Origin of the sequence: Marinobacterium profundum, assembly GCF_001528745.1 — a bacterium.
Lineage (GTDB): Bacteria > Pseudomonadota > Gammaproteobacteria > Pseudomonadales > Balneatricaceae > Marinobacterium_A > Marinobacterium_A profundum.
The window spans coordinates 41,129-67,016 of record NZ_BCNS01000102.1 but is presented as its reverse complement, the minus strand read 5'-3'; the positions used below and the strand labels follow the sequence as shown (position 1 = coordinate 67,016).

Annotated in this window: 20 protein-coding genes; 10 read left to right on the top strand and 10 right to left on the bottom strand. The window is 58.0% G+C overall.

Annotated elements, in window-relative coordinates; translation table 11 throughout:
• From MPRO_RS09875 to MPRO_RS09855, 5 genes are all read left to right on the top strand, one after another.
• Positions 1–1,374: hypothetical protein (locus MPRO_RS09875; protein ID WP_216821281.1), on the top strand; the 1,374-nt coding region annotated here is incomplete at its 5' end.
• Positions 1,371–4,358, top strand: a complete 2,988-nt coding sequence (locus MPRO_RS09870; RefSeq protein ID WP_067291189.1) for a response regulator — start codon at positions 1,371–1,373, stop codon at positions 4,356–4,358. The genes MPRO_RS09875 and MPRO_RS09870, both read left to right, overlap by 4 nt.
• 34 nt (positions 4,359–4,392) lie before the next feature.
• Complete coding sequence (locus MPRO_RS09865; protein ID WP_067291186.1) at positions 4,393–6,156, top strand: putative bifunctional diguanylate cyclase/phosphodiesterase; 1,764 nt, start codon at positions 4,393–4,395, stop codon at positions 6,154–6,156.
• A 114-nt stretch (positions 6,157–6,270) separates the two neighbouring features.
• Complete coding sequence (locus MPRO_RS09860; protein WP_067291183.1) at positions 6,271–8,280, top strand: sigma-54-dependent Fis family transcriptional regulator; 2,010 nt, start codon at positions 6,271–6,273, stop codon at positions 8,278–8,280.
• Between the two features lie 118 nt (positions 8,281–8,398).
• The gene (locus tag MPRO_RS09855) at positions 8,399–8,980 is read left to right on the top strand and encodes a hypothetical protein (RefSeq protein WP_245635063.1); all 582 of its coding nucleotides are present in this window, start codon (positions 8,399–8,401) and stop codon (positions 8,978–8,980) included.
• A gap of 77 nt (positions 8,981–9,057) precedes the next feature.
• On the opposite strand, the gene MPRO_RS09850 is transcribed toward MPRO_RS09855, so the two are convergent.
• Both MPRO_RS09850 and MPRO_RS09845 read right to left on the bottom strand, forming a co-directional pair.
• Positions 9,058–9,564: a hypothetical protein gene (locus MPRO_RS09850; RefSeq protein WP_067291176.1), complete on the bottom strand. Its 507-nt coding sequence runs from the start codon at positions 9,562–9,564 to the stop codon at positions 9,058–9,060.
• A 31-nt stretch (positions 9,565–9,595) separates the two neighbouring features.
• A complete protein-coding gene (locus tag MPRO_RS09845; protein ID WP_067291172.1) occupies positions 9,596–10,633 on the bottom strand; it encodes an extracellular catalytic domain type 2 short-chain-length polyhydroxyalkanoate depolymerase in 1,038 nt (345 codons plus the stop codon).
• A 649-nt stretch (positions 10,634–11,282) separates the two neighbouring features.
• Here MPRO_RS09845 and MPRO_RS09840 point away from each other — a divergent pair.
• On the top strand, positions 11,283–11,795 hold the full coding sequence (locus MPRO_RS09840; RefSeq protein WP_158651780.1) for a hypothetical protein: 513 nt from the start codon (positions 11,283–11,285) through the stop codon (positions 11,793–11,795).
• A gap of 69 nt (positions 11,796–11,864) precedes the next feature.
• On the opposite strand, the gene MPRO_RS09835 is transcribed toward MPRO_RS09840, so the two are convergent.
• Positions 11,865–12,626: an ABC transporter permease gene (locus MPRO_RS09835; protein ID WP_067291163.1), complete on the bottom strand. Its 762-nt coding sequence runs from the start codon at positions 12,624–12,626 to the stop codon at positions 11,865–11,867.
• Entirely contained in the window at positions 12,623–13,549 is a 927-nt protein-coding gene (locus tag MPRO_RS09830) for an ABC transporter ATP-binding protein (protein ID WP_082708620.1), read from the bottom strand. The genes MPRO_RS09835 and MPRO_RS09830 overlap by 4 nt, the downstream gene beginning before the upstream one ends.
• 301 nt (positions 13,550–13,850) lie before the next feature.
• On the opposite strand from MPRO_RS09830, the gene MPRO_RS09825 reads away from it, so the two are divergent.
• From MPRO_RS09825 to MPRO_RS09815, 3 genes are all read left to right on the top strand, one after another.
• The gene (locus tag MPRO_RS09825; protein WP_067291159.1) at positions 13,851–14,279 is read left to right on the top strand and encodes a CBS domain-containing protein; all 429 of its coding nucleotides are present in this window, start codon (positions 13,851–13,853) and stop codon (positions 14,277–14,279) included.
• A gap of 39 nt (positions 14,280–14,318) precedes the next feature.
• Positions 14,319–14,849 (top strand): hypothetical protein, encoded by a 531-nt coding sequence (locus tag MPRO_RS09820; protein WP_067291157.1) that lies wholly within the window; start codon positions 14,319–14,321, stop codon positions 14,847–14,849.
• 500 nt (positions 14,850–15,349) lie between these two features.
• Complete coding sequence (locus MPRO_RS09815) at positions 15,350–16,360, top strand: LLM class flavin-dependent oxidoreductase (RefSeq protein ID WP_067291155.1); 1,011 nt, start codon at positions 15,350–15,352, stop codon at positions 16,358–16,360.
• A gap of 120 nt (positions 16,361–16,480) precedes the next feature.
• On the opposite strand, the gene MPRO_RS09810 is transcribed toward MPRO_RS09815, so the two are convergent.
• The 6 genes from MPRO_RS09810 to MPRO_RS09785 form a co-directional block, all read right to left on the bottom strand.
• Positions 16,481–17,383: a hydroxymethylglutaryl-CoA lyase gene (locus MPRO_RS09810; RefSeq protein ID WP_067291153.1), complete on the bottom strand. Its 903-nt coding sequence runs from the start codon at positions 17,381–17,383 to the stop codon at positions 16,481–16,483.
• On the bottom strand, positions 17,383–19,377 hold the full coding sequence (locus tag MPRO_RS09805) for an acetyl/propionyl/methylcrotonyl-CoA carboxylase subunit alpha (protein WP_067291151.1): 1,995 nt from the start codon (positions 19,375–19,377) through the stop codon (positions 17,383–17,385). The genes MPRO_RS09810 and MPRO_RS09805 overlap by 1 nt, the downstream gene beginning before the upstream one ends.
• A 4-nt stretch (positions 19,378–19,381) precedes the next feature.
• Positions 19,382–20,176, bottom strand: a complete 795-nt coding sequence (locus MPRO_RS09800; RefSeq protein ID WP_067291149.1) for an enoyl-CoA hydratase/isomerase family protein — start codon at positions 20,174–20,176, stop codon at positions 19,382–19,384.
• Positions 20,177–20,211: 35 nt separating this feature from the next.
• Positions 20,212–21,819: a carboxyl transferase domain-containing protein gene (locus MPRO_RS09795; protein WP_067291147.1), complete on the bottom strand. Its 1,608-nt coding sequence runs from the start codon at positions 21,817–21,819 to the stop codon at positions 20,212–20,214.
• A 30-nt stretch (positions 21,820–21,849) separates the two neighbouring features.
• The gene (locus MPRO_RS09790; RefSeq protein WP_067291144.1) at positions 21,850–23,016 is read right to left on the bottom strand and encodes an isovaleryl-CoA dehydrogenase; all 1,167 of its coding nucleotides are present in this window, start codon (positions 23,014–23,016) and stop codon (positions 21,850–21,852) included.
• Positions 23,017–23,450: 434 nt separating this feature from the next.
• Positions 23,451–24,002, bottom strand: coding sequence for a TetR/AcrR family transcriptional regulator (locus MPRO_RS09785; protein ID WP_067291142.1), 552 nt, complete (start codon positions 24,000–24,002; stop codon positions 23,451–23,453).
• Positions 24,003–24,237: 235 nt separating this feature from the next.
• Here MPRO_RS09785 and MPRO_RS09780 point away from each other — a divergent pair, with 235 nt between their 5' ends.
• Positions 24,238–25,881, top strand: coding sequence for an AMP-binding protein (locus MPRO_RS09780; protein WP_067291140.1), 1,644 nt, complete (start codon positions 24,238–24,240; stop codon positions 25,879–25,881).
• Positions 25,882–25,888 lie beyond the last annotated feature (7 nt).

The window sequence follows — 25,888 nt, the reverse complement described above, 5'->3', positions numbered from 1 at the left end:
ACCGGCACGACCTATACCCTGGGCGATGCGGATGTGAACACCAGTATCACCGTGCGTGCCAGCTACACCGATGGCTACGGTACGGCGGAGGCTGTGGTCTCCAATGCGCTCGGTCCCGTCGCGAATATCAATGATGCGCCGACGGGCACGGTAACTCTGAGCGGCACGCCCACCGAAGATCAGACCCTTAGTGTCAGCAATGACCTGGCGGACATCGATGGTCTTGGGGCTATCAGTTACCAGTGGCTGCGTAATGGCGTCGCCATCGGCGGTGCGACCGGCACGACCTATACCCTGGGCGATGCGGATGTGAACACCAGCATTAGCGTGCGTGCCAGCTACGTCGATGGCTACGGTACGGCGGAGGCGGTGGTCTCCAACGCGCTCGGTCCCGTCGCGAATATGAACGATGCGCCGGCGGGCACTGTGACACTTAGCGGGCCTTTGATTGCTGGCGAAACACTGCAGGCAACTGCGCTGATCAGTGATGACGATGGCATGGGGCCGATGCATTATGAGTGGTTACGTAACGGTGTGGTGATTGCGTCTGGGTTCACCGACAGCTACGTACTGCAAACACAGGATTATGGTACCGAGATTAGCGTGCGGGTTAGCTATACCGATGGCTTTGGTCAGCGTGAGTCAATGCAGGCACAGTTGTTTGTCACGTCGCCGCCGGCTATCACTGTGCCCGTCGGGTTAGTGCCGGGCTTGCCTGCGGATCTGATCTCAATTCCCGGTTCGGGTTCGGGTTCGGGTTCGGGTGCAGGATCAGGGTCTGGTGCGGGGCAGGGTGACGGCGGCGAGGGCATTGAAGTCACGGTGGATACGCAAGAGAGCGAGGCTGAAGATGTGCAGGATTTCGCGGTGCTACCACTGCGCGAAGGTGCAACGGCTTTGCGGTTTGCCGTGTTGAATGACATGCAGCCAGGACAGTTGCTTTTGCTGTCCAATGAGGCCCAGGAACGCAACGCCCTGGTCGAGCAGGCCAACCTTTATGGCGCCTGGAAAAAACTCGATGACAGTTTTGCCGCCATGCTCAGCAGCGGTTTGATTACGGATCTGGAAAGGCTTGAGCAGGAACTTAACGAGCACTCTGAGCTGGAAGACTTTATTCTCGGTGGCGGGCTGGTTGTCTCCGCAGGCCTTTCGGCGGGTTATGTGGTCTGGCTGCTTCGCAGCGGCGTGCTGCTCAGCAGTGTTATGACTTCTCTGCCGGCCTGGCGCTTTGTTGATCCATTGCCCGTGCTGGCCCAGACAGGGCACCTGGGTGTTGATGACAAGGAGTCGCTGCAGTCCATTCTGGAAGACCATCGCATAAACACTACCGACAGCGCCGGCGCTGCGACCGGAAAAGGGCAGGGTGTACATTGATCGATCGAATTTTCGGCAAGCAAAGTGCCAAGGCACGCATTGCGCTAGGTCAGGTGAGCATTCTGTTCTGTCTGGTGTTGCTGGCGTTCTTCGTGGGCTTTTTGCCTAACAGCCAAGATCTCAAGCGTCAGGAAAGGTTGCGGGTGGCAGAAACAGTGGCCATCAATGCGTCCATGCTGATTACCCAGTCCGATCTGTTGCGATTGGAAAGTACCCTCAAGGTGCTCAAGCAGCGAAACCCGCAGATCATTAGTCTGGGTGTGCGGCGCAGCGACGGACGGCTGATGACAAAAGTTGGCGCCCACGATGCGGTCTGGTCACCGATGTTGGCCAATGGATCCAGTGATCAATTCCTCGCTGTACCGCTCTATGCAGGTGATTCGGTGTGGGGGCAGGTGGAATTTGCCTTTGAGCCTGTGGGCTTTGCCGGGTTGCTGGGTGTGCTGCTGAACCCCATGCTGATGTTCGTATCTTTGCTCTCGCTGGTGTGTTTTGTCGCCTTTTACTTCTATCTGGGCAAAATGCTCAAGCATCTGGATCCATCCCAGGCTATCCCCGGGCGAGTGCGATCAGCGCTGGATACCATGGCTGAAGGTTTGGTGGTGGTGGATACCAAGCAGAACATAGTGCTGGCTAACCAGGCGTTCGAGGTTCTGCTTGGCAAGGAGCCCGACAGCCTGATGGGTGTGAGTGTGGGATCCCTGCCCTGGATAGATGAGGCTGGTGCCGCGCTTGCCGATGCCATGCCCTGGGATAGCGCCCTGGAACACGGTCGGGTCGAAACCAGTTTGCTGCTGCGTCTGGATCTGGGCGCGGGTACGCGCAAGACCTTTATGGTCAACTGCTCGCCGGTAATGGCCGCCGAAGGCAAAGTGGGGGGCGCGCTCATCAGTTTTGATGATGTCACTTTGCTTGAGGAGAAAGAGCTGGAACTGCGCAAGGCACGGGATGAGGCGCAAAGCGCCAACAAGGCCAAAAGTGATTTCCTCGCGACCATGAGTCATGAAATACGCACGCCCATGAATGCCATTCTGGGCTTTACCGAACTGCTGCGTCGCGGCCGGGACAAGAGCCAGGAGGATTATCTCAAGCACCTGTCCACCATTTCCACCAGCGGCAATTATTTGCTCAATCTGATCAATGATGTGCTGGATCTGTCCAAGATCGAAGCCGGTCAGCTCGACATGGAGCTGACCGAATGCAGCACTCTGGACAGTATCCGCCAGGTGCTGCAGTTCATGCGCGTGAAGGCGCAGGAAAAAGGCCTGTATCTGGAGCTGGTGGTGGAGTCATCCATCCCGCAAAGCATCCAGGCGGATGGGGTTCGGTTGCGGCAGATTCTTACCAACCTGATCGGCAACTCGATCAAATTTACCGAAAGCGGCGGTGTGACGATCAGCGTCAGGATGCATCCGCAGAATACGGGCTTGCTGCAGATCGGCGTCGAGGATACCGGTATAGGCATGACCTCAGAGCAGGCGGTGAAAATTTTTCAGCCCTTTGTGCAGGCAGACAGTTCCATTACTCGCCGCTTTGGTGGCACGGGCCTGGGCCTGGCGATCAGCCACAAGTTTGCACTGGCGATGGGGGGCGATATCAGAGTCAGCAGTGAGCCTGGTATTGGCAGTCTGTTTCGGGTCGAGATTGCCACCGGTGATCTGTCGAAGGCGAGCTGGATCGCTCCCGGCGCCCATGAAGAAACCACGTCCGAGATAGCTGCGGCCGTTGCTGAGCGGCACTGGGATTTTGCGCCCTGCGATATTCTGGTGGTCGATGACGGTTTCGAAAATCGGGATCTGGTGCGTCTGGTGTTGGAGGATGAGGGTCTACGCGTGCAGACAGCCAATAATGGTGCCCAGGCGCTGGAACTGGCTAAGCAGTCGCATTTTGATGTCATTCTTATGGACGTTGAAATGCCGGTGCTGGATGGCTTTAGTGCCGTGCGCCGCATGCGTGAACTGGCGCTGGATCAGCCGGTGGTTGCGCTCACCGCACATGCCATGACGGGCATAGAAGATCGCTGTATAGAGGCCGGCTACAGTCATTACATGACCAAGCCCATTGATATAGACGCTCTGCTGGCGCTGATGGCGACTTTGCTTGATGCCAGGGAAGTGATGCCATCCGAGCTTCCTGCAGCAGGTCATCCAAGTGCGTCACCTCCGAAGGTGGCGGCATCTGCACTCCCAGGGCCAGTGCTGCGTTCAAGGCTTGCACAGCAGGCCCGCTTCCAGCCGCTAATTGGCCGTTTTGTGATTCGTTGCCGGGAGCAGGTTTCCGCCATGAATAGCGCCATTGCCGCAGAAGACTTTGCCACCTTGGCGGATCTTGCGCATTGGCTTAAGGGGGCGGGGGGCAGCATCGGTTTTGATATTCTGACCGAGCCTGCACTGCAGTTGGAGCAGGAAGCGCGCGCGTCCAATGCACCGGGTTGTGCACTGCATTTGAGTACCTTGCTGACATTGTCTTCCAGGCTTGATGCATCTCCTGCTCCGCTAGCTGACGTCGATATCGCCGTTGACGCGAATTCTGCGTTTGACGCACAGACGTCAGTGGCACAGCGCCAGGCTAACAACGCACTCTGGGCCGGCGCCCAGCCTGAACAGCGGCAGGCACAAGAGCGGCACTATGCGCAGATTGAGCCGGTCGCCGTGCTGGAGGCTGATGCCGATGATGCGCCTATCTATTCAAGACTCGCCTCCAGAGGTGCGCGTTTTGAACCCCTGATCCAGCGGTTTGTTGTCAGCCTGCAGGATAAGCTGGTGCAGATGGCAGTGATGCGTGAGCAGCAGGACTGGCAGCGCCTTGCCGGGCTTGCGCACTGGATGAAGGGCTCTGGCGGGTCCATTGGTTTTGACAGTTTGGCGGAAGAGGCAGCGGAACTGGAAAATGAGTGTCGAGCCGAGGATATCGCAGCCATCGAACATAGGCTTGCCAGCATTATTCATCTTGGCCGGCGAATCACAGCGGGGGTCGGTCAATGAGCCGTTTCCGACCAGCAGGGGTATGTGGGGACATATGGACAAACTGACAGCAGTGCAACGCCAGCCTCTGAATAACTCCGTTATCATGATGCTGGATGATGAGCCCATTATCATCGATCTGATCCAGATTTTTCTGGAAGATCTGGGCTATACCAACTTTACCGGCTTCACCAATTCCGAGATCGCGGTTGAAACCATCGTCCAGCGTCAGCCCGATTTGTTGTTCCTTGATCTGGTGATGCCCAAAGTGGATGGCTTCGAAGTACTGGAGAAGCTTCGCGCCCACGAGGCGACCCGTCATCTGCCGGTGATAGTGCTCACCTCGTCCAGCGATGCCCAGAGCAAGCTGCGAGCGCTGGAGCTCGGTGCCACAGACTTTCTGTCCAAACCGGTAAACGAAAGCGAACTGGCGCTGCGCCTGCGCAACATTCTTACCGTCAAGGCGTATCAGAATCAGTTGATGTATTACGATTCGCTCACCGGCCTGCCGAATCGCAAGTTGTGTCAGGTGCGTCTGGGGCAGAGCCTGGCCTACGCCGAAAACAAGCAGAGTGCGCTGGCGGTACTGAACCTCAATGTACATGGCCTGCGGATGGTGCAGGATACCTATGGCAGCACCGTCTGTGACAAGGTTCTCAAGCAGGTGTCGGCACAGCTGCTGGAATGTGTTCGCGCGTCGGACGTCGTTGCCTTTACCGGCAATGATGAGATTTGGCGTGGCATGTCCAAGGTCGGCGATGATGAATTTCTCGTTGTGCTGACGGGGCTGCGCGGGGCCAGTGAAGCCACTTTTGTGGCCAATCGGTTACTCAGTGTACTCAAGATCCCACTGCGCCATGAAGCGCATGATATACAGGTCAACGCCTGCGTTGGTATTGCCACTTATCCGGATGATGGTCGTGATCCTGAAGCCCTGATGCAGTCGGCTAGCCAGGCCGCCAGTGAGGCGCGCCTGACGGGTAAATATCAGGTGCAGTTCTTTTCCAGCGAAGAGAACCGGCGCTTGCGAGAGCGCATGCTGCTTGAAAGCGACTTGCGCCGAGGCCTTGCCAATGACAGCTTCTTTCTTGTGTTTCAGCCACAGGTTGATGCCCGCAGCCGCCGGGTGGTGGGAGCCGAAACCCTGCTGCGCTGGTTGCATCCGGAGAAAGGTATTATTTCACCAGTGGTCTTTATTCCGGTGGCCGAAAGCAGCGGCCTGATGGAGGAACTCGGGCACTGGGTTTTCAAGTCAGCCTGCCAGCAGGCGGCGCACTGGCATAGCCGCGGCATTGATATAAGCGTGTCGATCAATGTCTCGAGTCAGCAGTTTAACAGCGGTGACTTTATTGACCGTGTGCGTGAGTGTATAGCCGCAACCGGGGTGAACCCTTCCAGGGTGATCGTCGAGCTGACGGAGAGCATCGCCGTGTCCAATGTAAAGTCCAATATCCGTACGCTGCATGAGCTCAAAGAGCTCGGGCTAGAGCTGTCGGTGGATGATTTTGGTACCGGCTATTCATCGCTGAGCTATCTCAAGGATTTTCCGCTGGACGAAATCAAGATCGACAAGGCCTTTATAGATGGTTTGCCGACTCAGAATGGCGATGTGGCCATAGTGTCGGCAATTCTGATGATGGCGCGCCGCCTTGGGATGAAGGTGGTGGCTGAGGGGGTAGAAAGTGTTGACCAGTACGAGTATCTGCAGCAGCACGACTGTGACTCCATCCAGGGCTACTTCTTTTCCCGCCCACTCAGCGTCATCGACTTCGAAGCCTTTTTCGCCCAGTGTGACAACAGGGCAGGGCAACTCGCTTAAGGATCCTGACCCGAGGTGGCGCTGTCCCCGCGGGCAAGTGGACATCAGGCTGACGGCGAGCCTATGATAGGCCAGATAACAACAATAAACAGACGGGAAAAATCAAAATCTCCCATGACTAGCCGTAATTTTCCGCGAAACCAAACACAGGCTGCTTCGCAGCGCAGCGCACCTGAGCAGGCGGGTCCCGAAATTCTCGGATCCTGGCAGCGTTGCATTGAGGATTATCAGCTGGATCCTGGCCGTAACTTAAGAGCACCACGGCTGAGCGACAGCGAGGTGAGTGAGGCCCGCAGCCTGCAGGACAGCCTGCTGCATTCGGCAGAGCCCGTGTTTGAACGCCTGCGTTATCTGGGTGGCAATTCCGGTTACTGTGTACTGGTTACCGATGCCAGCGGCATTGTCCTGCGCGAATATATCGACTCCAACCGCGGGGAAGAGCTGGCCGGGAAAGGTCTGAGCGTAGGTTCCGTATGGAGCGAAAACCTGGTGGGTACCAATGGCGTAGGCACTTGCCTGACAGAAGGCAAGGCACTGACGGTCTATGCCGGTGAACACTTTGGCCGCGAGCTGCAGCGTTTCAGCTGCTCTACCGCACCGCTGGTCGGGCCCGATGGCAACATTATAGGTGCGCTGGATATCTCGACCTATGCTCAGGGCGACAAGATCGGCCAGGGGCTGGCGTTGAATCTGGTTTGTGATACCGCCGATCAGATCGAGGCGGCCATGTTTCGTTATGCCTTCGCCCGTCATCATCTTCTTGCCCTGGTCAGCTCACCTCTGACCGATGCCAGTCAGTCCAATACGCTGCTGGCGGTGAATGATTCAGGCTGGATACTGGGGGCCACCTCGGCGGCTCTGATGCAGCTGGGTGTTTCCGAGCGCTGCCTGATCGTCGGGCAAGGGTTGGCGGCCCTGACCGGTGCCAGCCTGGAGGAGGTGCAGCGCGCGCCCTGTTCCTTGCAGCACGGCGGTAGCAATGGCTGCTGGCTGATGCGACTGGCGGGCGAGACGCGGCGCGCGCCTGTGTCAGTGGCACCAGCACCAGCCGTCTCGGGTGCAATCCCTAGGCCCTGCCTCGACTCACCGCTTTATCAGGCCGCTGGCACGGATCCATCCTTGCAGCGCAATGCCGATATCTGCCACCGGGTACTGAACCGGGATATCTGCATTTTATTGCAGGGCGAGACCGGCACCGGCAAGGAAGTCTGGGCCCGGGCGATTCATGCCAGCAGTGCGCGACATGACAAACCGTTCGTTACGCTTAATTGCGCTGCGATCCCCGAGTCCCTGATAGAAAGCGAGTTGTTTGGTTACAGCGCCGGTACTTTCACGGGCGGTCTGAAGGGCGGAAAGGTCGGCAAGATCGAGGCCAGCAACGGCGGTACCCTGTTTCTGGATGAAATAGGCGACATGCCGCTGATACTGCAGGCGCGTCTGCTGCGGGTGCTGGCAGAACGGGAAATCACGCCCTTGGGGCAGATCAAGCCGGTCACGGTGGATCTGCACGTTATATGCGCGACTCACCGGGATCTGATCGAAGCGGTGGGTCTGGGCGAGTTTCGCGAGGATCTGTATTACCGTATCAGTGGTGTGCGCATTGGTTTGCCGGCGCTGCGTGAACGCCAGGACCGCCTGGCCCTGATCGAAAAGGTTTTCGGACAATTGCGCGAATCCGACGCTATCCAGATGGATGAACCTGCGTTGCAGGTGCTGGGGGCTTACCACTGGCCAGGCAATATCCGCCAGCTTAGAAATGCGCTGCAATTTGCTCTGTGCATGTGTGATGGACGTGCCCTGCGCATTACTGATCTGCCCGACGAGGTGTTTCCGCAGGCCCCCGGTGAACCCCTGACGATGGGAACCCCTACCCTTGAGGGTGCTGTATTTTTGCCGCAGGCCGATGTCTCTGCGCAGCAGCCGCTTCCGGGAAGGCTGGTCTCTCTGGGCGGCATAGGTCAAGACAGTAATCCCGTTACGGCCGCTGAGCAGGGCGAGCAGGCCCGTATTCTGGCGACGCTGCAACAGCATCGCTGGGTGGTACTGCGTGCAGCCCAGGCGCTGGGTATCAGCCGCTCGACACTGCACCGAAAAATCAAAAAATACGGCCTGAGTGAGGCCTGATATTCAGTGCCGGCTTTTGTTCCTGTTTTGGCGTCGTCTATTCTGTTTGCTGAGCCCGTCTGGCTGCTAGCTACTGCTGTCTGCTAATAATAATTGTCTGCATGAAAAGGAGTTCGCCGTGGGTATACAAGGACGCGTGATGCGAGGCGCCGGAATGGGTCTGCTGCTGTTGCTGACCGGCTGTGCCGGTTTCGACAGTGGCGATAAACAGCCTGATTCACGGGTGCTTGCGGGTATTGATGGTGTGGCCTGTGTCGGACAGATTAATAGCCCGCCACCGGGTCTTGCGGTGGTGTCGGATGATGCCTTGCTGCAGGAAGCCCTTGGGGCCAGTGGTGCAGGCGAGCTCTGCGCAGGTCAGGTGCTCATGGCGCAGCAACCGGTGACCGTGTATCGGGTCTGGGACAGTGCGCGGGACTATACCCGTTATGGCAGCTGGTGGTCGTTTCAGGTACCTGTGGGGCCGCGCCTTCAGTATCGCGAAGATAACAGTATCTGCCCGTCCTGGAGTGAGCTGGACCGCATGAGCGCCTGCACTCTGAAGGTGGGTGCAAAACTGGTGGTGGGGCCTGGTCAGAGTGCCCAGTGCAAACAAATGATCTACGCCAAATCCGCCGTCAACCAAGTGTATATCCCCAACGATGCTCGCAACAATGTACTGCATGTGGCGGATTGTAGCGAAGGGGTTGTCTGGCCCTGAGACGGATTGTCGATGAGGATTACTGCGAACATCAGTGGGAAAGCCTGGGCCGGGCGGCCCAGGTTTGAGGGCTTGGCTTAGACGCCGCCGAAGGCCTGCAGGTTTTTCTGCAGCCAGGCGCGGTAGGCGGCCTGAATGGCGCTCATGCTGCTAGCTTCTTCAGTGGCATCTGCTTCGTACTGCTGCAGGATGTTCAGGCTGGTCTCAAGGCTTGCGGCCAGCAGTGCCTGTGGGGAGTCGGCATCCTTGCCCAGCGCACTCAGCTGATCGCTCGATGCCTGAGTGGTTTTCAGAAAGGCGCTGTAGCCCTCCTGCATTTTTATGAGCGCCGCTATCTGTATGTCCGCCAATTCACTGAAGGCTCCGGCCAGTGTGGTCGGGTCCGCAAGTTTGGTGCTTGCTTCCAGCCAGTTGGTCTTCTGGGCCGCCTCCAGTATTTGCCCGGTGACCTGAATCTGATCCTTTAGCGGAGTGATGGCGTTCAGCAGGATAAGGGCATTCTGTCGGCTCTGGGCGCAGTGCTGATTCCAGTGCTGCAAGGCATCGGTCAGATTCGGGTCTATCAGCGGTGAGGTTTGGGTCATCACAGGTCTCCTGTTATTTTTACGTTGTGTCTCAGTGGGCACGGGGTTGAGAAAGACGTTCAATCATGCGGTACACCGCACTAATCTGTGGCGCCTTGCGCGAATAGAAATCCGGTTCTGCATCGGTTGGGGATGAATAGCCCCAGAAATCCCAGCAGCCTTCGGGGTTAAGCGGCGCACCATTGGAGGGCTCAACCTGCGGGTAGAGCACGATCAGGTCGTTGGCCTCGGCCATATAGTTGTAGCCGGTGTCGGCGTAATACTTGTCGCCGATGACCGCAGCCCCTTGCTTGCAGCCGTGGAACACCACATGCACCGCGCATTGCTTGCCGGCCTGGCAGGTGGCCGGAATATAGGCGTAGGCCGTGTCACTCATGCTGGTGGTTTTGGAGTCCAGAAAGGCGGCTTGGTCAAACGCCAGCACGTCGCTGCTCAGCAAGGTGGCAGGCGCTTTCATGTCGGGGTAAATCTGATCGAGAATTCGGGTCGACTGTTCGAAGTTGCAGTCATTGATATAGGGTGCGGCTGTCAACGGACAGTCGGTGTCCCTGCTGCTGTTGGTAATCATGGCGTGGCCTGCGGCGACGCTGGTGTCGTACTGAATGGCGCTGGCCGGGACTCCGACGTCTTCAAAGTATTTCTCGGTCTGATCAACCACAGCAGTGGTGACTGTTTTGTCTTTCTGACCACTGAATATATAGAGGTGATCGTCTTTCAGATTGTCCAGCGATGCTATGTCGCCGGTCTTTTCCAGTGCCTGGCTGAGCTTTACCAGCAGCGGCGTGTTGGGGCCGACCGCGGGGGTGAGTGGGCTCATGCAGGTGGTGGTGGCATTGATGACCAGCGGGTTTAGCGACCAGGATTTGGCGCACAGGTATGGGCCGCCAGCGATGATGCCTGCACCGACCATGATGTCCGAATAGGCCACATACAGCTGCGAGGTCATAAAAGCGCCGGATGACAGCCCCGACACTGAGGTGCGTTTGATGTCAGCGTCCATTGCAGGCAAGGCGGTGGGCTGGGCAGCGACAGAGGTGGCGGTACTGTCGGTCTTTGCCGTTGCTGCCATGGCCTGAGCTGTAAAGCCTACTGATGCCAGACCTGCTGTGGCTAGAATAGCTGCCGCGAGAAGGCGGGTCTTAGCGTTGTGCTGCCCTGATTGTTGCTGCGCTATGCACGCGGCTTTTAATTGGCCGTCAAAATGGCTAAGAGCTGACTTCATGGTATTTACCTGTCCTTGTGTCGGTGATTTGTGCGCATGGCAGTGTCGACGCAAACGATGTTATAACGCACATGCACAAGTTTTTGTAGTGCTTTATGTGCATGGCAACATGAAAGTTAAACAACTGTGTTAATGAGCAAAAACGATCATAAAGCTGCAATTTTTTCGAATTTTCACTAAATTATTGAATGGTTATTCCGAAAGTGTCACTGTCGATATAATTGTTATAGTCGGTTTCAAGAGACACTTATGTTGCGCTGCAATATCTTCATTCGGATTGCTCTGAGACTGTCAGTGGTGGATGAATCACTTGTCACGGATGAGGTGTCACAGAATGCAGTCTGTCTGCTTTATTCCATGCAGGGTGTTTGAGTGGTGCTTGAAGCCAGAGGGCAGGCAGCCATACTAAAGGGCAGCGAATGGGTGCGGGCTTTACCCTTAAGTGCTGTCCGCAGCATTTTATCAGCGGGTTCGCTCCGGCAGGGGAGTACTTGTTATGAAATCTGGTCAAAGTGACTTAATTGGGGACGCCAAAAAATTGTTGTCGTTGGCCTACGCTTGTGTGACAGCGGCATCTCTATTGGCGGTTGGGCCGGTACAGGGCAACAGTGTGGTGGAAGGTTTGTCCGCCAGCGAGGCGGCGGCGCTATTTGATGCGGCGGGTTTTAGCCTGGCCGGCAATGGCCAGTATCAGCACTGTCACGAAGAACCTGTGACTATGTCTTATCAGCCCGGCATGGCAGAGCTGGTGGATTTGAATGGCGATGGACAACAGGAAGCCTGGGTGACAGAAAGCAGTCTGTTTTGCTATGGCAATACTGCGCAATATTTTGTGCTGCTGACCCGGGAGCCGAGCGGCTGGCGGGTTCTTGTCGAATCGGTGGGTGTTCCGGTGATCAAGGAAAGTAGCAATCAGGGCTGGCCCGATATTGAGGTCGGGGGCCCCGGTTTCGCAACTTTCCCGCTGTATCGCTGGAACGGCGAAGCCTATGTGCGCCACAACCCCTGATCTCGCGTGCAGGGTTGCGGCGCAGGTTTCAGGCTACCGGGAGCACTGCGCACTTTGTGCTGGGTCGGCTCAGGGCTTGATGCGGTAGCCGGTGCGAAAAATCCAGCCGATAACGGCCAGGCACAGTGCCATGAATATCAAAGTCATCGACAGGCTCAGGATGATATTCACATCGGATACGCCGTAAAACGACCAGCGAAAGCCGCTGATCAGGTAGACCACCGGGTTGAACAGCGTCAGGCTCTGCCAGGGCTCTGGGAGCATGTTGATGGAATAAAAGGCACCGCCCAGAAAGGTGAGTGGGGTGATGACCATTAGCGGAATAATCTGCAGCTTCTGAAAATCGTCAGCCCAGATGCCAATGGCAAAGCCAAACAGGCTGAAAGTGATGGCGGTGAGCACCAGAAACGCCAGCATCCAGACAGGGTGCTCAATGCTGTAATCAACGAACAGGCGCGAGGTGGCGAGAATCAGCAGCCCGAGGATGATCGACTTGCTGGCAGCAGCCCCGACGTAGCCTGCAACAATTTCAAAGGGCGAGACCGGTGCAGACAGCACCTCGTAGATGGTGCCGGAAAATTTGGGAAAGAAGATACCAAAAGAGGCATTGGAAATGCTCTCGCTCAGCAGCGACAGCATCAGCAGGCCCGGGATAATAAAGGCGCCGTAGCTGATGCCGTCGATGTCGCCCATGCGCGCCCCTATGGCGGTACCAAAGACGATGAAATACAGCGATGTCGACAGTACGGGGGAGGCAATGCTTTGCATCAGAGTGCGGCCTGTTCTTGCCATCTCGAATTTGTAAATCGCCGCTATACCGTAAAAATTCATGCCTGTTCTCTTACCAGATTAACGAAGATCTCTTCCAGCGAACTCTGTTTGGAATGCAGGTCCTTGAAGTCCAGTCCCTGGGCGCTGAGAGCGCGCATCAGCTCGGTGATACCGGTGTTTTCATGCTGGGCATCGAAGCTGTAGGTCAGGTGCTGTCCGTCTGCGCTGAGTTCAAGCTGGAAGGAGGCCAGGGAGGCTGGCAGAACGTCCAGCGGTGTTTGCAGGTGCAGGCTCAGCTGCTTGGTACCGAGTTTTTCCATCAGAGCCGTTTTGTCATCCACCAGCACCAGCCGGCCCTTGTTGATGACACCTATACGATCCGCCATCTCCTCAGCTTCCTCTATGTAATGGGTGGTGAGAATGATGGTCACACCCCTTTCCTGTAGCCCTCGCACCATGTTCCACATGTCCCGGCGCAGCTCCACATCGACGCCGGCGGTGGGCTCATCAAGAAACAAAATGGCGGGTTCGTGGGACAGCGCCTTGGCGATCATGACGCGGCGCTTCATGCCGCCGGATAGCGCCATAATGCGCGAGTCCCGTTTCTCCCAGAGAGATAGCTGGCGCAAGAGTTGTTCGATATAGGCGGGATTGGGCGCCTTGCCAAACAGGCCGCGGCTGAATTTTACCGTCGCCAGCACACTTTCGAAGGCATCGGTCGCCAGCTCCTGGGGTACCAGTCCAATCTTGCTGCGGGCGGCCCGGTAATCAGTCTTGATGTCGTGCCCATCGGCGCTGACGGTACCACGGGTGGCATTGACGATACCGCAGATAATGCTGATTAACGTAGTCTTGCCGGCCCCGTTGGGACCTAGTAGTGCAAAGATCTCGCCGCGGCGGATATCGAGGCTGACATCATGCAGCGCGGTAAATCCGGAGGCATAGGTCTTGTTGATATTCTTAACCGAAATAACTTGCTGCACACGGGCTCCTTGCATGGCCATAAAAGCCGTCTGACAACGGCCAGACAGGAGTGTAACCCAAAGGGCGGGCCGCAGGGGGGGCAGTTTGCAGGCCATAGGCTATGTTTTAACCGTGGCTCGGTGGTTAATGGCGCTTGGCGTCAATCCGACCATGCGCAGCCAGTGTGTTGCAGGCAAGTGCGGTTACAGCGGTGCATCTGCTCTTTCGGTGCAACAGATAAAATGTATCCGGAGTCGCTGTCATGGCCGGGCTGGTAGCTCGTCCGGCTGATTTCAGACTGACCAGATTGAGGTTATAGCGATGGATTCAGGTTCAATTCGTGAATATATGAGTACTGACTTTGCCATCATTACGCCCGATATGCAGGTGGATGAGGCGTCGGCGAAACTCATCCAGAAAGCCATGCTGGGGGGGCCTGTGGTAAATGAAAACCGCGAGCTGGTGGGCTGGATTTCGGAGCAGGAGTGTTTGCAGGTCACCATTCAGGTGGTCTATCACAATCAGCGTGTTGCCAATGTGCGAGATATCATGCGTACCGATGTGCTGACTGTGGCGCTGGCGGTTACTCCGCTGGATCTGGCGCGGCAGATGCTCAGCCCAATACCCAATCAGAAGCCCAAATCCTACCCGGTACTGGACGCGCAGCGTCGGGTTATCGGCGTTATCACACGGCGGCACATTCTTAAAATGCTGCTCAGTAAGCTCGCCGAGATGTCACGTCCTGGGTGATGTGATCCGGTGTCAGGGCACTGGCTCTGGATATTGGGGATGAAGCGTTTCTTTGTGCTGTCAGTGCTGATCGCCTTGGTGGTACTGGGTTATGGCTACTGGCATGGCGCCACCCATGCCGCCTTTTCCATCAGCGTCCAGGTGTCCGGCTCGGCAGTCGGCCAGGGTTTTGTGCCGGGGGCTGAGATCATATTGCGTGATGCTGCTGGCCTTGAGCTGGCCCGCGGGCGCACCGATACGCACTATAACTTTGTGCGCCTGGTTCACCCACTGGTGGGGGATTGTTTTGCGGCCGAGCAGGCCGCAGTCGGCTCATCTGCGGGGCTAAATGCATGGCAGAGGTGTTTCGAGCAGCAGGCACGCTGGATTCCCCGCTGGGCTGATCGTGTGCATAGCGTCAGTTTGAATACCCCCAGTTGTGACGGGCCTGCGGTGCCGGTCAGGGTGCGTAAATATGCCGCCGACTGGCTGCTCTGGTGGGTGCCGTTGCCCCATGTGGGTGGCAAGCCCTACACCTATTACAGCCTGAGCCTGAAGGTGCCGGAGAACCGCTGTGCGGGGGCCGGATGACCAGAGTCGGCGGATGTTTCAAATTGCTGGCAGTGTTGCTGCTGCTGGCCCCCGCCGGCTCTGGTGCTAACGATTTTGCTGATACCGCTCTGGTCCTGGCTGGAGGATGCACTGGCGCTTGAACTGGTCGGTCACTCAGGGCCGGCCAGTCTTTGTTATGTGCTCGTTTATGCTTTGCTGCTGGTGCTTTCGGGCTTGGCCTGGCGGATGTTCAGATAAGGCCGGACATTACCTTGATGGCATGGCTACAAGAGCCTGATTCGTTTAGCTTTGGAGGCTGTCCGACAATACTTAACCTACTGCGAGCCACCTGAGCTTGGCTGTTTTTCGTGCTGCTTTGCGTTAAATAGAGCCACTATTCGCCTTAAAGCATCGCAAAAACCAGTTCAAATCAGCCGGCTCTCGCTACGGCCAGCATTCTCGGATAGCCTCCTAACCCTGCAGCGGCCAGACCTGCGGCCGCTGTGTCCCAAGGTTTAAGGATTCGGGCTCACTCTGTTATGACTCTCAAACTCACCGTTATCGATCAATCGCCGGTACCCGGCAAGCCGCAACCACTTTCTGCAGTGGCGCTTTCCGCCAGGCTGGCACAGGCCTGCGAACAGGCAGGTTACGCTCGCTACTGGGTGGCAGAGCATCACAACAGCGTCAATTTTGCCGGCCCCAGCCCCGAAATTCTGATCAGCCATATCGCCAGTATTACCGAGCGCATGCGCGTGGGCAGCGGCGGCGTGATGCTGCCGCACTACAGTCCCTACAAGGTGGCCGAACAGTTCAAGCTGCTGGAAACGCTCTTTCCCGGGCGTATCGACCTGGGTATCGGCCGTGCGCCGGGCGGTGATGGCCTGGCCAGTCATGCCCTGGCCTATCCTTACGCTCAGGCGCGGGAAGACCATTACGCTCAGCAGGTAGCATTACTCAAGGGTTTTCTGACCCGCAGCATACCGGATCATCATCCGTACCATGAATTGCAGGTCATGCCGGATGAATCACCCTGTCCCGAGCTCTGGATGCTGGGTTCCAGTGGCGGCAGTGCAGAGCTGGCAGGAGAGGTGGGTATGAAGATGGCGCTGGCGCTCTTTATTGGTCCCGAAGACAGGCCTGTGAGCATAGTGCACGACTACCAGAACGCCTGGCGTGAAGCGGGTCACGCAGGAGACCCCGAGACACTGATTGCGGTAGCGGCTGTCTGTGCGGATACACGGGAGGAAGCGGAATACCTGGCGGCCTCCCAGGTGTACTGGAAGGTAAAAGCTTTTCGTTACGGGGTGCGGGATACAATTAAGTCCCCCAGTGAATCACTTGATTTAAAAGCAAAACTTGGGCCGTCGGATCAGGCATATTTTGACCAAACCCTGGCCTCGGTGGTCTGTGGTTCACCACAGCAGTGTCTGGCGCGTTTGCAGAGTCTGAGTGAGCGTTACGGCACAAACGAGATCGGCCTGGTGACGGTAACCCATGATTTTGAACATCGGTTGCGCAGCTACGAGCTGTTGGCGGCACATAACTGATCGGCAATGTGAATGCCCGGTCTCCGGGCGAAGGGCGACGAGGGTGTGGAGACGAACCATTCGCTCGCGGAGCGCACTCCTGCAGGAGCCCGCTCCCCGGCGGGTAGCGACGTTGATGTGTCAGCCGCTACAGGCCATGGCCTGGCCTACCTTGGAGCCATTGTTGCGGCCCAGCTGGGCACTGATCCAGTTACCGGTTTGGGCCAGCAGTTCCAGATCGATGCCGGTATTGATACCCAGGCCCTGCAGCAGGTAGATCACATCTTCGCTGGCCACATTGCCGGAGGCGCCCTTGGCGTAGGGGCAGCCGCCAAGACCTGCAACAGAGGCATCCACTACAGCGAGGCCTTCTTCCAGTACCGCATAGAGATTGGCCAGCGCCTGGCCGTAGGTATCGTGAAAGTGCGCCGCCAGTTGACTGATGGGCACCTCGCGGGCCACGGCCTCTAGCATGCGCTTGGCTTTCACCGGCGTACCGGTGCCGATAGTGTCCCCCAGGGATATTTCAAAGCAGCCCATATCCAGCAGTTCGCGGGACACCGCTGCCACCTGGGCAGGCGCTATGTCGCCGGCGTAGGGGCAGCCCAGCACGGTGGAGACGTAGCCGCGCACCCGGATGCCGTTGGCTTTGGCTGCCTCAATCACCGGGGTGAAACGGCTGAGACTCTCGGCGATGGAGCAGTTAATGTTCTTCTGGGTAAAGGCTTCGGAGGCAGCGGTGAAAACCGCTACCTCATCCACGCCACTTGCCAGGGCGCCTTCAAATCCCTTGAGGTTGGGCGTCAGCGCAGCGTAGATCACGCCTTTGCGGCGTTCGATACCTGCCATCACCTCAAGGGAGTCTGCCATCTGCGGCACCCACTTGGGGGACACAAAGCTGGCGGCCTCGATATGGCGGATACCGGCGGCGCCCAGGCGCGCTACCAGTTCAATTTTGACCGCCGTGCTGATCTGGCTGGCTTCATTTTGCAGCCCGTCCCGCGGGCCGACTTCCACCAGTCGAACGTCAGTGGGTAATGCCATCAGGAGGCCTCCTCGGTTTCGACCACCAGGGACACCAGCTCGGCACCGTCGGCCACAAGCTCGCCCTCGGCAAAGAAGACCGCGCTGACAATGCCGTCGCGTGGCGCTCGGATGCTGTGCTCCATCTTCATGGCTTCCATCACCACAAGAGTGTCACCCTTGCTGACGGCCTGACCTGGCTCCACCAGTACGGCAACCACGGCGCCGTTCATGGGTGCTGCGAGGGACGCATCGCTATGGTGATCGGTTTCGCCAAAGCTTTCGACGTGCAGCTGGCAGCTAAACTGTTCGCCCTGGTCCATCAGGGTCAACAGGTTGTTATTGCGATAGCCGAAAAGGGTACGGCGGTGGCCATTGATGACCACATCCAGGGTGTCGTCGCGCAGTGCGGCATTAACCTTGTATCGGGCACCATCCAGGCTTATCTCGTAGCCGCATTCCTGTTCCAGAATGCTCAGGTCATGCCGCTGCTCAGCCTGTACGAGCTGCATGGGCCTTGCAAAACTGGAGTTAAGGCGCCAGCTGGTTTGACGCGCAAAGGGCGAGTAGGGGTCCTTGCCAGTGGTGCAACTCGCCTTGTCGCTTTGCAAAAAGAAACAGGCAGCCATCAGCAGGCATTCGGAGGTGTCGAGCTTAGCCGGCGGGAACAGCAGGCTCTGGTGCTTGTCGATAAAGCCGGTGTCCAGTTCTGCGGCCTTGAAGGGCGCGGCCAGGGCCAGGTTACGCAAAAAGCGCACGTTGGTCTTGATGCCGCCAATGCGGTATTCACCCAGTGCCTTGGCCAGGCGGGCAAGGGCGCGTTCACGGTTATCGTCCCAGACAATCAGCTTGGCGATCATGGGGTCGTAATAAACGCTGACTTCATCGCCCTCAATCACGCCTGTATCAACCCGGACATGGTCTGATTCGGTCGGGGTGCGCAAATAGCTCAGACGCCCGGTGGCAGGCAGGAAGTCATTATCCGGGTCTTCAGCATAGATGCGGGCTTCAAAGGCGTGGCCGTTGATGCAGATTTCGTGTTGCTGCTGTGGCAGCGGTTCGCCAGCGGCAATCAGCAGCTGCCACTGCACCAGGTCCTGCCCGGTGATCATCTCGGTGACCGGATGTTCCACCTGCAGGCGGGTGTTCATTTCCATAAAGAAGAAGGAGCCGTCGACATCGTAGAGGAACTCGACGGTGCCGGCACCAACATAGTCGATAGCCTGGGCGGCCAGTACCGCGGCTTCGCCCATGGCTTTGCGGGTGGCGTCGGACAGCCCAGGGGCGGGCGCTTCTTCGATCACTTTCTGGTGGCGGCGTTGCACCGAGCAGTCGCGCTCGGCCAGGTAGACGCCGTTGCCCTGGCTGTCGCAGAACACCTGAATCTCGACGTGACGTGGCTGCGTCAGGTAGCGCTCGATCAGCATGTCCGGGTTGCCAAAGGCGTTCTTCGCCTCGCGGCAGGCGGAGGTCAGGGCTTCGTCAAACTCGGACAGTGACTCGACCACGCGCATGCCCTTGCCACCACCGCCGGCAACGGCTTTCAGCAGTAGCGGGAAGCCACATTTCTCGGCTTCCTGCTTGAGGACGGCCGGTGTCTGGTCATCGCCGTGATAGCCAGGCACCAGCGGCACGCCGGCATCCTGCATGATGGCCTTGGCGGCGGATTTCGAGCCCATGGCCGCGATGGCCGACGCGGGCGGGCCTATAAAGGCGATGCCGTTGTCTTCACAGGCGCGGGCAAAGCCGGTGTTCTCGGACAGAAAGCCGTAGCCCGGGTGTATGGCCTCGGCGCCGCAGGCCTTGGCGATCTCGATGACCTTGTCGGCGCGCAGGTAGCTCTCGCTGCTGGGGGCAGGCCCAAGCAGAAAGGCTTCGTCCGCCATGGCGACATGGCGGGCATTGGCGTCGGCCTCGGAGTACACGGCGACGCAGCGAATCCCCAGACGGTGAGCGGTTTTGATCACCCGGCAGGCGATCTCCCCACGGTTGGCAATCAGAATCTTGTTAAACATGCTTCTATTCCTCGATCCAGTTCGGCGTGCGCTTTTGCAGGAAGGCGCTGAGCCCTTCCTGGCCTTCGTCGCTGACGCGGATATCGGCGATGCGCCGGGCGGTATCGTTAATCAGGGCGCTGTCGATGGGCTTCTGGCTGACGGCGAACACCAGATCCTTGGCGGCCTGCATGGCACGGGGGCCGTTGCGGCGCAGGGCTTGCACGACGCTGTCGCAAGCGGACTGCAGCGCTGCGTTGTCCTCAACCACTTCATGCACCAGGCCAAACTGCTGTGCCTGTGCGGCGCTGAAGGCCTCGGCGCTCTGGAAGTAACGCCTGGCCTGGCGCTCGCCAATGGCCCGTACTACATAGGGGCTGATGGTGGCGGGGGTCAGGCCGATGCGCACCTCAGACAGGCAGAATCGGCTGGCCTGGGTAGCGATGACGATATCGCAGCAGGCCGCCAGGCCCACGGCGCCACCGTAGGCGGCCCCCTGTACCAGAGCGATGCTGGGTTTGCTGAAAGTGTTCAGCGTCGACATCAGACCGGCGAGGCCCAGGGCATCCTGCAGGTTTTCTGCGTGGCTGTTGGCGGCCATGCGCTGCATCCAGTTGAAGTCGGCGCCGGCGGAAAAATTCTTGCCATTGGAGGCCAGTACCAGCACCCGTACCGCCGGATTCTCATCTAGCGCGACCAGATGCTCGGTCAGGCGCTGGATAATGGCATCGTCAAAGGCGTTGTGAATCTCGGGCCGGTTCAGCGTCAGGCGGGCTACGCCATCGGGCTGAATATCCAGCAGAACTGTTTGATCGCTCATGTGGCTCTCCGTTAGATCCCGTTTCAACCGCTCGGTTACATCCGAAAGATGCCGAATTTGCTGTCGCTGACGGGCTTGTTCAGCGCTGCGGAAAGCCCCATGCCAATGACATCACGGGTCTGGGCGGGGTCTATGACACCGTCGTCCCACAGCCGGGCGCTGGCGTAGTAGGGGTGACCCTGGGCTTCGTACTTCTCGCTGATGGGTCGCTTGAAGGCTTTCTCATCCTCGACGGACCAGTCCTTGCCATCGCGCTCCAGACCATCGCGCTTGACGGTAGCCAAAACGCCTGCGGCCTGTTCGCCCCCCATCACCGAGATGCGGGCGTTGGGCCACATCCAGAGGAAATTCGGGCTATAGGCACGGCCGCACATGCCGTAGTTGCCGGCGCCAAAGCTGCCACCGATCAGTACCGTGAGCTTGGGCACATCAGCGCAGGCCACGGCGGTGACCATCTTGGCGCCGTGTTTGGCGATGCCTTCGGCTTCATACTTGCGGCCCACCATGAAGCCGGTGATGTTCTGCAGGAACAGCAGCGGAATCTTGCGCTGGCAGCAGAGCTCGATGAAGTGGGCGCCTTTCTGGGCCGATTCTGCGAACAGGATGCCGTTGTTGGCGACGATGCCCACCGGGTAGCCGTGAATATGGGCAAAGCCTGTGACCAGGGTGGTGCCGTAGAGCTGTTTGAATTCGTCGAATTCGGAGCCGTCGACCAGCCGGGCTATAACGTCGCGCACATCGAAAGGCTTTTTAAGATCCGTGCCGACAATGCCATACAGTTCTTCGCTGTCGTATAGCGGGCTTGTCACCGGCTTTATGGCCAGTTCCATGGGCTTTGTACGGTTCAGGTTGGCGATGCAGCTGCGGGCAATCTGCAGCGCATGCACGTCATTCTCGGCGTAGTGATCCGCCACACCGGACACGCGACAGTGCACATCGGCACCGCCCAGATCCTCGGCCGAAACTTCCTCGCCAGTGGCGGCCTTTACCAGCGGCGGGCCCGCCAGGAAGATGGTGCCCTGGTTGCGCACGATGATGGATTCGTCCGCCATGGCCGGCACATAGGCGCCGCCTGCGGTGCAAAGTCCCATCACCACGGCGATCTGGGCGATGCCCTTGGCCGACATGCGCGCCTGGTTGTAGAAGATGCGACCGAAGTGATCCCGATCCGGGAAGACTTCATCCTGCTGGGGCAGATTGGCGCCGCCGGAATCCACCAGGTAGATGCAGGGCAGGTGGTTCTGCTCGGCGATCTCCTGGGCCCGCAGGTGTTTTTTCACCGTCAGCGGAAAGTAGGTGCCGCCTTTAACGGTGGCATCGTTGGCAATGATCATGCACTCCAGACCCGAAACGCGGCCTATGCCGGTGATGATGCCGGCAGCCGGCACATCATGCTCGTACACCTTGTAGGCGGCGAGCTGAGACAGTTCGATAAAGGCCGAACCCTCATCCAGCAGGCGATTGATGCGCTCGCGGGGCAGCAACTTGCCGCGGGCGGTGTGGCGCGCCTGGTAAGCCGGGCCGCCGCCCTGTTCCACGGTGGCGACCTTTTCGCGCAGATCGCCCACGGCTTTGGCCATGGCGTCGTACTTGTGACGGTACTCGTCGCTGCGCGGATTGATCTTGGATTGTAACTGGGTCATCAAAGAATCCTCGAAAGTTTGAAGGGTCGCTTACTTGTTAAGAAACAGTTCGCGGCCGATCAGCATGCGGCGGATTTCGGAGGTGCCGGCGCCAATTTCGTACAGCTTGGCATCGCGCAGCAGGCGCCCGGTGGAGAATTCGTTGATATAGCCGTTGCCGCCCAGCAGCTGGATGGCATCCAGTGCCAGCTTGGTGGCGTTCTCGGCGGAGTACAGAATGGCGCCGGCGGCGTCCTTGCGGCTGGTTTCGCCGCGTTGAGCAGCCAGGGCCACCATATAGACGTAGGACTTGGCGGCGTTCATCAGGGTGTACATGTCAGCGACCTTGCCCTGTACCAGCTGGAACTCGCCTATGGCCTGGCCAAACTGGGTGCGCTCGCGGATATAGGGCACCACCACGTCCATGGCTGCCTGCATGATCCCCAGAGGGCCACCGGACAGCACCAGGCGCTCGTAATCCAGACCGCTCATCAGCACCTTAACGCCGCCATTGAGCTGACCAAGGATGTTTTCCCTGGGCACGATGCAGTCCTGGAATACCAGCTCGCAGGTATTGGAGCCGCGCATGCCCAGTTTGTCGAGCTTCTGGGCACGGGAGAAACCGGGGGCGTCACGTTCGATGATAAAGGCGCTGATGCCGTGGGCGCCCTTGGCGTGGTCGGTCTTGGCGTAGACCACATAGACATGGGCATCGGGGCCGTTGGTGATCCACATCTTGTTGCCGTTAAGCACGTAGTGATCGCCATTGTCGCGGGCGCTGAGCTTCATGGAGACCACGTCTGAGCCGGCATTGGGCTCAGACATGGCCAGGGCGCCTATATGTTCGCCGCTGATGAGTTTTGGCAGGTACTGCTGTTTCTGCTCCTCGCTGCCGTTGCGGTGAATCTGGTTAACGCAGAGGTTGGAGTGGGCGCCGTAGGACAGGCCGATAGATGCAGAGGCGCGGCTGATTTCTTCCATCGCAATGACGTGGGCCAGGTAACCCATATCGACACCGCCGTACTCTTCCTTCACGGTGATGCCCAGCAAACCCATGTCGCCAAACTTGCGCCACAGCTGGTTGGGGAATTCGTTCTTGCGATCGGTTTCCTCGGCCAGCGGGGCGATTTCCTTGGTCGCGAAGGCGTTTATCTGTTCGCGCAGCATGTCCAGTGTTTCGCCCAGACCAAAATTAAGCTCGGAGTATTGAGAAATCATCTTTGCCAGCCCTCGCATTGCGGGAAATATTAGGTACGGGAAAATCCGCGTAAAAATTAACTATACGCTATCGTATGTTCGCTTTGTGGTTATGTCAATACGGATGCGTATGTTTGAATTGGACGCCTGACTACAAGCGTAGACCAATGCTGGACTTTGAGGAGTAAGGGGCGAGGTTAAGAGAAAGGTGCGAGGCAAAAAGAAAGGTGCGAGGGGCTAGGGGCTAGGGGCGAGGAAAAGCAGGAGCAGAAACAGGAGCAGAAGCGGAGCACGAGCAGGAGCAAAAGCGGAGCATGCAGTGCTGGTGAAGTGCGGGCCTGGAGTGTGGGCTCTCGTTTGCTACTTGCCCCCTCGTACCTCGCACCTCGAACCTGCTTTTACTAGCCCCTAGCCCCTTTTTTCCTTGCACCTCGTACCTCGCACCTTTTCAGACGTCAGTCTTCAATCAGGAAGCGGGTGCAGTGCTGCTTGATTTTTTTGGGATCCAGGCTGCAGCTCTGGTCATTTAGCAGGCTTTGGCCGAAGACAAAGGCATAGAACAGATAGGCACGGGAATAGGCTTCTTCCGCAGGCAGTTTGAGCTTTTCAAACAGGCCGGAGACACATTTCAGGCGCTCTTCATCCACGGATTGCACGGCACTGGCCGCCTGGGCGTTGATGCGAGCCCAGCCCCGCACCGCCAGTTCTATGGCGTTACCCCGGGGGTTGGTGTTGTCGGTGTAGAGGCGAATCAGGTACTTCAGCGTATCGGCGGCGTGTTCTTCATCCCGGGTCTGCTCGTGAATAATCTCGATGCGGCGCAGGCGCCACTGCTCCAGCATATTTTGCAGCAGTTCGTCGCGGTTGCGAAAGTGCCAGTAGAAACCGCCCTTGGTGACACGCAGACGTTTGGCGAGTCCTTCAATCTTGATACTGTCGACGCCGCCCTCGGCCAGTACAGTAAAGGCTTCGTTGATCCACTGCTCGCGACTCAGTTTAACGTTCATCTTCTAATCCTTGGATACGCTCTGGCACAGGGTACCTTAAAATTCAAAAATACGTAAACGTATGGGTGCGGCACTCAGGCCTGATCGGGTGCAGATTTTAATAATTTAATCTTTACGTTCACGTCAACATGATGGTATTACTAAGGGTATTCCCTTATTTGTATTTCTTGAGCGAACTCCTTACAGAGCTCGATATGAACTGGCCTAACAACATTAATAAGCGAGGCAGGGCACCATGAGCAGTCAAGCGTATGCAGCATTCAGCGAAGGCTTCACGCCGGCACAGGTGGAAGAGAATCTGATCGGCGATCTGGCAACAGGTTTCAATGTCTGCGAGGAGATCTGCGACCGCTGGGTCGAGGGTGATCGTATCGGTCTGTACTACGAAGGTGCGCAGCGCCCCGCGAGCGAGCACAGCTTTGCAGAACTGCGTGAAAAGGCGGCCCGCTTTGCCAATTACCTCAGCGCCCAGGGCATTGGCAAGGGTGATAGGGTAGCCGGGTTACTGCCCCGTACGCCTGAATTGCTGGTGGTTATTCTGGGGACGCTGCGGGCCGGTGCCGTCTATCAGCCGCTGTTTACTGCCTTTGGCTCCGGTGCTATCGAGTATCGTCTGGAGCGAGCCGGTACCCGCCTGGTGGTCACCGATAGTGCCAATCGAAGCAAGCTCGATGCAGTAAAAGCCTGTCCGCCCATTCTGCTGTTTGGTCGTGATGCAGCGGCTGCCGACTACGCCACAGATGCAGATTTTGCCACCGAGCTCGCCGCTCAATCTGACAGTTTTGAGCCGGTACGCATCGGTGCCGATGATCCCTTCCTGCAGATGTTTACCTCAGGCACCGTCGGCAAGGCCAAGGGTGTCGCGGTGCCAGCCCGGGCGTTGCTGTCGTTTTATGTTTATATGCGTCATGCGGTGGGGCTTGAGCCACAGGATCGTTACTGGAACGTGGCGGATCCGGGCTGGGCCTACGGTCTGTACTATGCGGTGGTCGGGCCTCTGCTGCTGGGTAATGCGACCCATTTTAATGAGAACGGTTTTACCGCCGACAGCACTTACGACATGCTGCGCAAGTACCGCATCACCAACCTGGCGGCGGCGCCCACGGCTTATCGGCTACTGATGGCCAATGACGATGGTCGTGGAGAAGGTCTGGGTCTGCGCCTGGCCAGCAGTGCCGGCGAGGCGCTGAATCCGGAGGTGATCAGCTGGGTCAAGCGTCGCATGGGCTGCCCGGTGATGGATCACTACGGTCAGACCGAAACCGGCATGACCTGCTGCAATCATCATAAGCTGGAGCATCAGCTGCGGGTCGGTTCCATGGGCTTCTCGATGCCAGGGCATCGCGTAGTGGCCCTGGATACGGACTGCAACGAAATTGGTGAAGGCGAGATTGGTCAATTGGCGGTGGATACCTCCCAGTCGCCACTGTTCTTTTTCCAGGGTTATACCTGGGGTGAGAAAGACCCCTTCCACGGCCGCTATTACCTCACCGGTGATGTCGTTATCAGCCATGGGGATGGAAGTTATTCCTTTACCGGTCGGGATGACGATATCATCAGCACCGCAGGCTACCGGGTAGGCCCCGCTGACGTCGAGAGCACGCTGCTTGAACACAGGGCAGTGGCCGAGAGTGGCGTGGTGGGCAAGCCGGATCTGAAGCGCGGCTCCATTATCAAGGCTTATGTGGTGCTCAAATCCAGTTTTGAAGCCAGCGAAGCCCTGGCGGACGAGCTCAAACAACTGGTACGTTCGCGCCTGTCTACCCATGCCTTTCCCCGTCAAATCGAGTTTATCGAGGCACTGCCCAAGACACCCAGCGGCAAAATCCAGCGCTTTGTGCTGCGCAATCAGGCACGGGAAGAGAGCGAAGCGGGTTAGAAACCGC